The 11,600-nt window shown below is 51.8% G+C and carries 7 protein-coding genes and 1 pseudogene; 5 read left to right on the forward strand and 3 right to left on the reverse strand.

Features of this window, described 5'->3' with window-relative positions:
* From DXY04_RS12615 to DXY04_RS02190, 3 genes and pseudogenes are all read left to right on the forward strand, one after another.
* Positions 1-89, forward strand: a pseudogene (locus DXY04_RS12615) (photosystem II protein D2); the annotation flags it as partial.
* A 289-nt stretch (positions 90-378) separates the two neighbouring features.
* Entirely contained in the window at positions 379-1,965 is a 1,587-nt protein-coding gene (locus DXY04_RS11755; RefSeq protein ID WP_206749650.1) for a hypothetical protein, read from the forward strand.
* Between the two features lie 58 nt (positions 1,966-2,023).
* On the forward strand, positions 2,024-3,619 hold the full coding sequence (locus DXY04_RS02190) for a glycosyltransferase family 39 protein (RefSeq protein WP_115160810.1): 1,596 nt from the start codon (positions 2,024-2,026) through the stop codon (positions 3,617-3,619).
* 31 nt (positions 3,620-3,650) lie between these two features.
* On the opposite strand, the gene DXY04_RS02195 is transcribed toward DXY04_RS02190, so the two are convergent.
* The 3 genes from DXY04_RS02195 to DXY04_RS02205 are packed head-to-tail and all read right to left on the reverse strand — an operon-like array spanning position 3,651 to position 7,847.
* Positions 3,651-5,087, reverse strand: coding sequence for a glycosyltransferase family 39 protein (locus DXY04_RS02195; protein ID WP_244278552.1), 1,437 nt, complete (start codon positions 5,085-5,087; stop codon positions 3,651-3,653).
* Positions 5,088-5,142: 55 nt separating this feature from the next.
* Entirely contained in the window at positions 5,143-6,273 is a 1,131-nt protein-coding gene (locus DXY04_RS02200) for a glycosyltransferase family 2 protein (RefSeq protein ID WP_115160811.1), read from the reverse strand.
* Positions 6,274-6,296: 23 nt separating this feature from the next.
* On the reverse strand, positions 6,297-7,847 hold the full coding sequence (locus DXY04_RS02205; protein WP_244278553.1) for a glycosyltransferase family 39 protein: 1,551 nt from the start codon (positions 7,845-7,847) through the stop codon (positions 6,297-6,299).
* Positions 7,848-8,320: 473 nt separating this feature from the next.
* Between DXY04_RS02205 and DXY04_RS02215 the strand changes: the two genes are divergently transcribed.
* Positions 8,321-9,757, forward strand: coding sequence for an iron uptake porin (locus DXY04_RS02215; protein ID WP_115160814.1), 1,437 nt, complete (start codon positions 8,321-8,323; stop codon positions 9,755-9,757).
* Between the two features lie 226 nt (positions 9,758-9,983).
* Complete coding sequence (locus DXY04_RS02220) at positions 9,984-11,498, forward strand: iron uptake porin (protein WP_115160815.1); 1,515 nt, start codon at positions 9,984-9,986, stop codon at positions 11,496-11,498.
* Positions 11,499-11,600 lie beyond the last annotated feature (102 nt).

Here is an 11,600-nt window from a genome sequence, read left to right on the forward strand (position 1 = left end):
ATGACTTCGTGTCCCAGGAAATCCGCGCTGCAGAAGATCCCGAATTCGAGACCTTTTACACCAAGAACATCCTTCTGAATGAAGGGCTGCATAAATTGACTTACTAAAACTTTTTATAAGTTATTTGCATTTGTTTTGAAATTTAGGCTGCTCTTTTTGATGGTTTCTGGACGACACAAAATGGCAAATCTGTTTGCATTGACTCGCCGTCGCTTGGTAAAAATATCCTCTAGATCAGACTTAAGTATTGCCCGCATCTCGCCCTGGGTTCGTAAATTGTAATCAATGCTTCGCTTGGTAGTCGATATTTTTGAATTTAAAAAGTAATTAAATTTGGTTACAAATTATCTTTTTTTACCATCTGTGCTTACGCTTTACATGCCTTACCTGTTTAGAAAGTTGATGTCTATACGCGATTTAAACTCAAAAATCTCACTTAAATTGGTATTTATACTTTATATCGTTATTACACTAGTTGGCGTCTCTTCACATGTGCTTTGGCGTGATGAGATGCAGGGTTGGTTAGTAGCAGTAGGAAGCTCAAATGTTTTTGAGCTGTGGAATAATAATGCTCCATCCGGCCACCCTATAGTTTATCCATTATTAACGTTTATGTCTTCACTGATATACGAAAACCCACTGTCCATGCAGCTAATGCAATGGTCACTCGCCGCGATTAGTGTGTTTATATTTTTAAGACGAGCTCCTTTCTCAAAGTTTCAGAAGTTGTTATTCACATTTGGCTATTTCCCGTTTTGGGAGTATTGCCTTATTTCTAGGCACTATGTTGTAATCCAGCTTTTGTCCTTTATTGGCGTAATTTATGCAAGCAAGAGAAATTATAGCCTAGTTTGTATATCGTTTCTCATAGCTTTGCTGCTAAATACTCATGCTCTTGCTTGGAGTATTACAATTGGATTTTTTATTACAATAGCCGATGACTTTTTATATAAAAGATTGCGCAAAGGTGAGTGGGAGCTTTCTTCTGTAGATTCTTTAAATTGCCTTGCGTCTGCGATTCTTTTATTTATCGCTACATGGCTGTCATTAAATAGCCTTTTTCAGACCTCCCGAAGTATTGATAGCGCGTCCATTGAAGTAAGCTTGAAGTCAATTTTAGTCGCTTTTGGTAGATATTTAGGTGGTAATATTTTAATTGTACCTAACTCCTCCCGATGGCTTGACTTATCAGTATCTGCTGCTGTATCTGTTGCATTAATGATAGCTATTATCTTGTATATATGGCCTTCACGAAAAGCACTATTGTTCTATTGTTCGTCTACATTTTGTTTGCTTTGCTTTAATGCTGCTGTATATAGTGGAGCAGGCTCAAGGCATTTCGGAATTTATTTTATAATTGTAATGGCTTCGGTTTGGCTTTGTAGGTCAGATCTTTCGGCATCTTGCAGTAGCTCGCTGGCCAATGTTAAGGAGTCATATTTAGTTGAATCTAAATCTAGATTCTCGCTATTTTTATCTGTCATTCTAGTCATTCATTTCTTTGCAGGGATTCATAGAGTTTCCCTCGATATTGTTTATCCATATTCTGCGAGCAAAGAAGTTGCTACTTTTATAAGAAATTCAGAGTATGCTAATTGGCCTTTGTTTGGTTCCAGGGATGTAGAGCTTGCTTCTGTCTCGGGTTATCTTGGGAAATCAATTTATTATCCTGAAATCAATCGATTAGGCACCTTTACTGAGTGGGTTAATCGGAATTCATCATTAAGTAGAGAGAACTCATTGGATTATATTCAAGAATACATGGATTCACATCCAAATATCAATTCGTTGCTTGTAATTCTAAGCAATAGCTCAAATTTAAAGCATGATTTTGACCGAGGTGATTTAAAACTCTCCGATAATATATCGATTGAGTTTGTCAAAAGTTTTCTTCGTTCGTATAACAAGCCAGAAAGATACTATATTTATAAAGTTGGACGGGCTGTCAAGGTCTTTAGTGAGTGATGTGCAATACACTGTATCGATACTGTGAATTTTGTTGAGAGCTACTCTTTCTTTCGCAATGCAGTTGATTAACAAGCTTTCAATGCGCTCTCTTCTTAAAAAGAATACTATAAATGTACATATTTTTCTTCTATCTTTATTGATATTTATCGTCTTTATTTCGTTTATGTGGCCTGATACGCAGAGTTTAATTGCTCATGACGAGGGCCTTTATGCAAGGCGAGCAAAATTAATATCTGATTCAGGTGATTGGCTCTCTCCATTTGCATCGCCTCACCACAAAACAGTTGGTTCGTATTGGGCAATCGCTATAAGTCTGAAGATCTTTGGAATTAGTGACTGGGCTTCTAGATTGCCGAGCGTTTTAGCAGGATATATAGCAACATTGTTTTTTTATTTTACTTCTCTTAGGTACTTTAAGCCGCTGAATTCTTTAGTTGCTTCGTTGGCATTAATTACCATGCCTATTTATTTTCAGTCGTTGCGCACAGCAGGTCCTGATATGATTTTGATTGCACTAATAATGGCGCAAGTATATTTTTTAACTTCTGCTAAAGATGCATCTCGTAGAGTCTTTCGCTGGAAAATACTTGGCTTTGGTGCGTGCGTCGCAATGTCCTTTTTTGTGCGAAGTTTGGCCGCATTAATACCGCTTGCATCGTTATTTCCACTAATTTTTGTGCTGCAATATATGCGCAGTCTCCGATTTTGGATTTGGGCAATAAGTGGTCTATTCCTAGGTTTAATCCCATTAGTATTTAATCTCTTATCGGCTTTTGGAGATCACGGATACTCTGGTTTGGTTGCCCTCGTTTCGTTTGCATCGAGAAAAGCTGATGTAACTGAATGGAATTTATTCTCCAGTCTTCCTTTCTACTCCACAAGGATTGTATTATTGACCTTTCCTGCATTTGTCTTTCTTTTGCCACGCATGCAATCTTTTAGTAAAAGAATATTTTTTGCTAAAGCATGTGCATTGCGAACTGAGCTTAATGCGTTGACAATATTATTTCCATTGATCTATATAATCGTATTGTCTTTTATAGGGACTAAGCATTATCATTATTTGCTGCCTCTTGTGCCCCTGCTTGCGCTTAATATTGCTCGTATGGATTTAATATTTAAAAGAGGCACATTTAAGCTTGAGACTAGCTTTGCTGGCGTCATGTTTGTGCTTTATATGTTGAGTGCATGCGCTCTTTATTTTAAACGTGACGATCTGCTAGATGCCTCGTTTTATACTGGATTTTTTGCCGTAATTCTTTCTTCAATTTTATGCTTTTATGCTTTTTATTCTAGAGTTTTTTCTCGGCGACAGCTTTCTCCTTTTGCCTTGATTTTTGCGTTTCTCATGGCACAATATTTGACTATTTCTGCATTGTCAGCAAGCGGTATTATTTGGAGTACTAACAAGGAACTCAAGGCATTGGCTAGCGCTGTGAATGGTGAGTGTAAGTCCGGTGTATATCTTTATGGTCTTCCTAGTAAAGACGAAACAATCCTACAATTTTACTTGGATCATTCTTATGTTTTGCCGTCTTTAGGTGGCTTGTCTGCTGAGCATGGTGGGTGCTTGGTCGCTGTAGAGTCTTCGAAGAAGCAGGTATTAGAGGTTTTGTCTGGTCATAAAATATCAAATTTTTACTTTAGATAATTTATTGACTCGACGAGTTAGCGCGAGTTGCCTAAGGTATCAAGTTTTTTATTGGAATCAAATATGTCTTCTCTTTGCTGTCCATAAAAGATATATTATGTGCCTGAATTAATTTCCTTATTCTATTCGATTCGGCTTCTTGCATTGGCGTATAAGTGTTGCGCCAGTTCAGGCTGCCTGTTAAGAAGCTGGCTCCATCGTTTTTGAGTTCTTTGAGTTTATCCATTGTTAATTCTCTGCTTGGGATGATCCATCCCTGCCTACGTGCAAGGTTTAACAGTGTTGGGTCTGAATCAGTGACACTCACAACTCGGGCATTGACTGGAATTTCTTTTCGAATACTTTCTGCAAGGGGCATCCAGGTGCTGCGTTGTCGTGTTTCTACTGCCCAGTAGTCAATTGAGAGGATTGAAAGGCTGGCAATTAATGTCATGCTGAGTAATATTTGAATCGTCCAGCGTCGTTGTTTGTGCTGCATGGTTTCCCACCCCAGGCCTACAAGCGGTGAGCTGAATAGTAAAAAGGGGAATTGGTAATACTCATGCACGGTGCTTGATCTCATCGTCGCAACGGTGCAAATCAGCATCCCGACCGCTCCTCCAAGTGCAATGCGCCCTCCGCCAAATCTCCAGCACCTCATGGTGCCGATCATCAGCAAGGGGACTCCTGTTACAACAAGCGCACGTAGACCAGTTCGGATTGCAAGATTCACCCAGCTTGAGAGATTTAGTGCTAACCCGATGTTGCTGCGATCGCTATCTTCTCCCCAGAATCCAAACGTCAAACCGCTTGCTTCACCTAGCTGGTAGGCATGCACGTACCAGGCTGACGTAACTGCCAGGGTCGTTGATATATACACCCAGAACCAGGGATTCAGAGTCAAGCGTAAGAGCCGTCTCAGCATCTGCTCAGGAGATTCCGCCTTCGCGCGAGGCGAAGGTGTGAGCTGCACGAGCAGTAGCGGTAGGCCTAGCCAGAGCAAAGGAATCACTTTGATGAGTGCTGCTCCGGTAAAGCAAATCCAGCTCAGGCTTAGTGCCCAGGCTGTTCGTCGTTCAACAAAGATGCTGTGGGCTTCTAGTGATCCCGCGGCACACAACACCAATAAGGCTTCTGCCTGAAACGTCCTTCCGTAGTACACCCCCAAGGGTGCGAGGGCGAAGGCCATGCCCGCCCACCAACCGACCTGGGGGGTGAACCAACGCCTGCCCAGGCGCATCACCAGCCAGATGGTCAGTGCGCTGAAGAGCACCGACAGTCCGCGGCCCAGCCATTCCTGTACGCCCATCAGGTTGTACAGGCGGCTCACCAGAAAGGGGTAGAGGGGAAATTCCGACTCCACAAAGCCGCCACTTGCACCGCCCCAATCGATCTGAGGCATCCAGATCGGTGTGCCTGCCTGGCTGAAATGCCGTGCCATGGCTGCAGTGTCGGCTTGCCGCCAGCTGTGAATGCCGACCACGGGCATCCAGATCTGCACTAGCCGCAGCAGGCTTCCCAGGGCGATGGGCAGCCAGGTCGGCTTAGGGGCTGTTCCAGACAAATCGGGATGAGGCCGCATAGTTCCAGACGTAGACGACAACAATGCCCGCCAGTTGGGCCCAGAGCGCATGGGCCTGAATCAGGGTGTAAAAACTGGTCGCAAGGCCGACGTTGGCAAGCGCTGGTAGGGAGGCCACCAGGAGGAATTTGAGCAGCCCCCGGATTAGTTGCCGGCCGCTCTGGCGTCGGTCTCGAAAGGTGAGGGCATTGTTCACCAAGTAGTTCGAGCTTGCTGCCGTGATGACTGCCACGGGAAGCGCCTGCTGAAATTCCAGCTTGAACAGGCCCATCAGCAGTGCTGTTGATAGCAGCTGAACCATCACCCCGGAAGCTCCCACAAGCCCGAAACTGATCGCTCGTCGCGGTAGCAGCCGCAGGGTTGCGGTGTGAATCAGGGACACCATGTAGTCCCAGAGGATGGCGAGATCGAGTTTGGAGCTGCCATGCAGCCGCGGCTGAAAGTTCAGTGGAATTTCTCCCACCTGCAGGCTGCCGTGGCTGATGGCCAGGAGCTCATAGAGGAATTTGAAGCCGTTGACGTCCACCTGGCGCACCAGCGGTAAGCAGCGGTTGAGGCGCAGCACGATAAAGCCGCTCATGCAATCGCTCAGGTGCCCATACGACCCGGGAAGACTCCATCGGGCCAGGCGGTTGGCGAGGGTGGAACCGTCGGTGCGTCGATCGCTGAGCCCCCGGATCTTGGAGTGGTCGAGGAAGCGGCTCCCCGCCACGAGGTCCAGACGCTTTCGATCCAGCAGCTGCACGGCCTCGCCAACGGAGGCAGGTTCGTGCTGGCCATCGCTGTCCATCACCACAGCGGTGGGATAGAGGGCTGCGATCAGGCCTTCCTTGATGGCGCTGGCCAGTCCGGAGCGTCCCACCCGTTGAATGAGCCGGATTCTTGGGTCCTGGCGGGCCAGGGCGCGAACCAGATCTGGGGTGCCATCCCGGGAATCGTCATCGACCACCAAGATCTCGATCGGCTGCTCCGTCTCAAGACGGAGCAGGGATTCGATCACTTGGCGGATGGAACCGCCCTCGTTGAAGGTGGGAAGCACGATCGACAGGCCGATTTGGCTTGTCGGTCCTTCACGTTCCGAAGTGGACGACACAGCGGGCTCTAGTCCACTTCAGGCTACCGACAGTTGGCCAGCGTCCATCGCCTCGCTTGGCCTTCGGTGATGCAGCCCTTCTGGGGCTTGTCGCTGAGCCGGCGACCTGGGCCACCCTGGAACCGCTCAATGCGTTGTTCGGCGTACCAGTTCAGGCTCGGACGTTCGTCGTAACCTTTCAGCCTGATCTCGCTCCCAGGGTTGGCCCGGGCCAAGGCTGCCACCGGTTGCACGGGCCAGGTTTCGTTGAGCTCCCACAACCAGAGGGGGGATTGAAACAAAAGGGCTAGTGCTGCCAAATTGCCGCAGCTGAGACAGATCACGCCTAGCCGTCTTCGTTGCGGTGTTGCAGAGCGCAGCCACCACCCGCCCACACACCAGCCGAGGCCGAGCGCACCTGCCATGCTGCGGTAGGGCACAAGACTGCTGCCGATGCTGCTCAAGCTGCTCAGCCAAAGCAGCAGGAGCAGCAGCCCGAGCCCGCACCAGAACATTGGAAGCCGCAACAGCAGCCAGCGGCAGGGGGGATTTGGGCTCTCGGGTGCACTCTTGGAAGAAAATGGCCACTCCACCAGCCAGACCAGCAGCGGAGCACAGAGGAGAGCGATGGGCAGCCAGAGCGGATGGCTATACCAGGGGAGCTGGGTGCGCAGCGGAAGAATGGCTCCGGCCAAAGTGAGCAGGCAGGCCAGCGACCAACGGCCCCAACGACTCTGACGCCAGCGCCAGGCCCAGACCAGGGCGAAGGGCAGCAGCGGCAGCCAGGGCCAGCCCCCCTCCAACACTTCGATCACCGGGACCCGCCAGCCCAGATCACTGCCTTCGCCGGCATCTAACAGAACCCGCCCGGCGCCATCTCCGCCCCATAGCCAGAGTGCCTGGCTCCCTCGGATGTGGGCATGCCAGAGATGCCAGCAGCTCCCTGGCGCCAGACCCAGCAGCATCCCGCCAAATGCTGTTGCTTGGTTGTTCCAGGTTTTCCATTCCCGGCCCCAGGCCAATGCCAAGCCGCCAGCTGCCACCGCGGGCACCAGCAGCGGGGCCTTGAGCATCAGCATGGCGCTGGCCATTAGGCCGGCGACGGCCCCCCAGAGTGCGCTGCATCGGCTGCGGTTGAGCTGTAGCAGGGCCAACCAAAGCAAAGCCATGGCAGTCAGTTGGGTGCCATCCAGCATCGCCAGGCGTCCGTGACGGGCCACCGGCAGCAGCGTCACCAAAATCACGCTGGTGGCAAGGCTGCTGGAGCGATCTCCCGGGCGAAGCAACCATTGCAGCCAGCCTCCTAGTGGCACTACTAGGCATGACAGCAAGGCCGGCGCCAGGCGGACCGTCCACTCTGAGGGAAGCTGCTCGGCCCGGGTCGTTGCGCTGATCACGAGGGCGATCAGGATGTGCAGGCCTGGTGCTTTGTTGAGATAAGGCTGCTCCCAGAGTGTTGGCAGCAACGGAGCTTCTCCGAGTCCGTGACGTAGTTCGAGAGCTACCCGAGCAACGGTGGCTTCATCGAAGTCCCGCAGGGGGAGATCACCAAGACCGATCAGGGCCTGCACTGCGGCGACCAATCCCAGGCACATCAATGCGATCCATGGGATTGACTTCGCGGCTGAGCCGGAGTGCATGGGTGCCCCACATCACTGCAGGAACTGAGTATGGTCCGGGTGTTCAGGATGCAGCGGCGTGGAGGGATGTTTGCTTCCTTCGGGAGGCGGGCAAAACTTCGAAGGCGTTGCCGGCATTCACAATCCTTCAGGAGGAGGTATCCATGATTTCCAGTTGTTTGATCCAGGGTCTGCTGATCGCGGAGAACGCCGGCTGAAAGGCGCCTTCTGACTGATCATCCGGTTCCGCGGCAAAAGCGGGCCCGGCGAGAGCCCCCGTCCGGATTTCCGGGCGGGGGCATCGTTTTTAGGGACGCCTTTCCTCTTGAACGGTATTGACTGATACATGTCGATGTAAGTACCGGCACAAGCTGCACTTGTTTGCGAGTGGTCGGCCCTCAAAATCCGGTGTGGCGCAATTGCGCTTATTTCCTGTGTGAGGAACCCAAATGAAGCTTTTCCAGCAACTGCTGGTGGCTCCTGCTGCCCTTGGCCTGATGGCCGCTGGCGCTAATGCTGCCGAGCTGAACATCAACGGCGTTTCTGATTACGCGGCTTCCGCTGATCAGGTCACCAGCGTCACCCAGTTCTCCGACGTCTACCCCACCGACTGGGCCTATCAGGCTTTGGCTGGTTTGGTTGAAACCTACGGCTGCGTCGCCGGTTACCCCAACGGCACCTTCCGTGGCAACCGTGCCATGACCCGCTTCGAAGCGGCTGCCCTGCTGAACGCTTGCCTCGACCGCGTCACTGAAGTGACCGACGAGCTGCGTCGCCTCATGACTGAGTTCGAAACCGAGCTGGCCATCCTCAAGGGTCGCGTTGACGGCCTCGAAGCCAAGGTTGGCGAACTGGAAGCAACCCAGTTCTCCACCACCACCAAGCTCAAGGGCTACACCGCCTGGGTTGCTGGTGCCGTTGATGACAATGCTTCCAAAGGTGAAGCACTCACGCTTAACTACGACCTTCGCCTTGCCCTGAAGACCTCCTTCACGGGCAAAGACATGCTGACCACCGTGTTGCGCTCTGGCAACTTCGGTGAGTCGACCTTCGGCAATGGTCTGACTTTCGTCGAGACCGCCATGGCCTCCGGTAACACCGTCAAGGTTGGTCGTCTCTTCTACACCTTCCCCGTTGGTGATTCCCTCACGGTTACTGCTGGCCCGGTCGTCCGTACTGACGACGCTGGCATGTATGCGGGCTACGCCTCGTTCTACCCAGCTGACCTGATGCTGGACTTCTTCACCTACGGCGGTGCCTGGGGCACCAACAACCTTGGTGGAACAGGTTCCGGTGTGGGTGCTGTCTATGAAATCGGAAACGGTTTCTCCGTGAGCAGCAACTACGTTGCTCGCAATGGTGAAGACAGCAGTGCCGGTCTCGGTACTGATGAATCCAACTACACCTCTTCAACTCAGCTCTTCTATGCGGGAGAAGCCTTCGACGGCAATCTCCTCGCATCGGTTGGCTATGCGGTTGACCGTGGCGTTGGTTTCACCATGGCCATGGATGCTGGCAGCCCTACTAACACTGAGAGCTACAGCGTTGCTGCTGCCTGGAAGCCTATGGATTCCGGCATCGTTCCTTCCATCAGCACCGGCTACTCCTCCACTGAGGATTCCGACTCCTCTGCTGATTACGACGCTTGGTACGTCGGCCTTGAGTGGTCTGATGTTTTCATCGACGGCAACTCCTTGGGCTTCGCCTATGGCGAATCCCCTAACAGCACTGCTGACGACGACAGCAGCGCTCTTTGGGAGCTCTTCTACTCCATGCCTGTGACGGACAACATCACCGTTACTCCTGCGATCTTCGGTATTTCTGATGATGGCCCTGGTGGCGAAGAGCAGTTTGGTGGCCTCGTGAAAACTACTTTCACCTTCTGATCATGGTTTGAGGCATCTTTTGAGTGGTGCCTCAATTTTTCACTTACTCAAAGCTCCCCCATTTCGGTGGGGAGCTTTTTTTTTGGCAGAGCAAGCCCTAGAAATAGTCTTAACCGATACATAAACAACCCTTGGGCTGCTGTTACCGACGGGGTCGATTCGCGCCAATAGCGTGGAGCCGCTGGCATGTCTTGCCGGCTCTTTTCTCTTGGTGTGAGAACCCAAAATGAAGCTTTTCCAGCAACTGCTGGTGGCTCCTGCCGCCCTTGGCCTGCTGGCCACCGGTGCCAATGCCGCCGAGCTGAACATCAACGGCGTTTCTGATTACGCAGCTTCCGCTGATCAGGTCACCAGCGTCCGTCAATTCTCCGACGTTTATCCCACCGACTGGGCTTATCAAGCTCTGTCCAACCTGGTGGATCAGTACGGCTGCGTTGCCGGCTACCCCAACGGTGCCTTCCGTGGCAACCGTGCCATGACCCGCTTCGAAGCGGCTGCCCTCCTCAACGCTTGCCTCGACCGCGTCACTGAAGTGACCGACGAGCTGCGTCGCTTGGCGGCGGAATTCGGCACCGAGATGGCCATCCTCAAGGGCCGCGTCGATGGCCTCGAGGCCAAGGTTGGCGAACTGCGCGCTGCTCAGTTCTCCACCACCACCAAGCTCAAAGGTAAAGCCACCTTTGTGACTGGTTTGATGGATTCTGAGGCGGCTGATGCTCAGGCTGACGACGATAAGTTCAGCTTCTCTTACGACTACCGCCTCGGCCTGAAGACTTCCTTCACCGGTAAGGATCTTCTGTTTGCTCGCCTGCGTGCCGGCAACATGAAGGGTTCGGGCGCAGGGGAATCCGCTTTCTCCGGCGGCTTCCGCAAGCTGGATGTTTCCGGCATGAAGGACAACATCGTCAAGCTTGACCGCTTGTACTACAAGTTCCCTGTGGGATCAGGTCTGACGGCCATCGTTGGTCCTATGGCCCGTAACACCGAAAGCCTGGGCATGAAGCCCACCGCTTACACGGTGAAGACCCTGAATATGTTCGGTGGTCAATTCGGTGCTGGCAACGTCTACAACAAAGAGACCGGTGGTCTCGTTGGTGTGATCTGGAAGCAGAAAGTTGCCAAAGGTGAGCCTCGCCTGACTGCCGCTCTGAACTACGTCGCTGACGACGGAGAACAGGCCAGCTCTGGTAAGGGCATGTTCACTGCTGAATCCAAAGGCAACACCACTGCCCAGATTGGCTACGGCACCAAGAAGTGGGGCGCTGCCCTCGGCTACCGCTATGGCCAATGTGGCGCAGGCTTCGGCACTGCCTACAAGGCTGTCAAGCAGAGCTGCGGTGGTGACAACGTCGACTCTCAGAACTTTGCTCTGAACGGCTTCTGGAAGCCTGAAGAGACTGGTTTCATCCCTTCCGTCAGCCTCGCTTATGGCTGGTCTGATCTCGAAGGCAGCACCGTCGATGAGGCCCAAACTTGGATGGTGGGTCTGCAGTGGGACAAGGTCGCCAATACCCCCCACACCTTGGCTGTTGGTTTCGGCGCCCCTCTGTACGTCGAGTCCCAAGCCGGTACTGATCCCGATGCTCCCGAGATCGCTTGGGAAGCTTCTCTGAAGTACAAGGTCTCCAGCAACATCACCATGATTCCGGCAATCTTCTATCTGCCTGAGTCCAACTCCTCCCAGGGCGTCTCTGGCAAGGAGCAGTTCGGTGCTGTCCTCCAGACCGTCTTCAAGTTCTGATCATTTGGCCCAACTTCGGTTGGGTCATCAGAACACTTTCCTTACACACCCACATTCCATGCCCTCCTCTGCGGAGGGCTTTTTTTATGTTCGTTCTGTGGG

The sequence above is a fragment of the Synechococcus sp. UW86 genome, assembly GCF_900474085.1.
Classification (GTDB): domain Bacteria; phylum Cyanobacteriota; class Cyanobacteriia; order PCC-6307; family Cyanobiaceae; genus Parasynechococcus.

What these genes read in the sequence shown, in the direction of transcription:
- DXY04_RS02215 (WP_115160814.1), top strand. Translation starts at nt 8,321, where the DNA reads ATGAAGCTTTTCCAGCAACTGCTGGTGGCTCCTGCTGCCCTTGGCCTG.
- DXY04_RS02195 (WP_244278552.1), bottom strand. Translation starts at nt 5,087, where the DNA reads ATGCCCGTGGTCGGCATTCACAGCTGGCGGCAAGCCGACACTGCAGCC.
- DXY04_RS02205 (WP_244278553.1), bottom strand. Translation starts at nt 7,847, where the DNA reads ATGTGCCTGGGATTGGTCGCCGCAGTGCAGGCCCTGATCGGTCTTGGT.
- DXY04_RS02190 (WP_115160810.1), top strand. Translation starts at nt 2,024, where the DNA reads ATGCAGTTGATTAACAAGCTTTCAATGCGCTCTCTTCTTAAAAAGAAT.
- DXY04_RS11755 (WP_206749650.1), top strand. Translation starts at nt 379, where the DNA reads ATGCCTTACCTGTTTAGAAAGTTGATGTCTATACGCGATTTAAACTCA.
- DXY04_RS02220 (WP_115160815.1), top strand. Translation starts at nt 9,984, where the DNA reads ATGAAGCTTTTCCAGCAACTGCTGGTGGCTCCTGCCGCCCTTGGCCTG.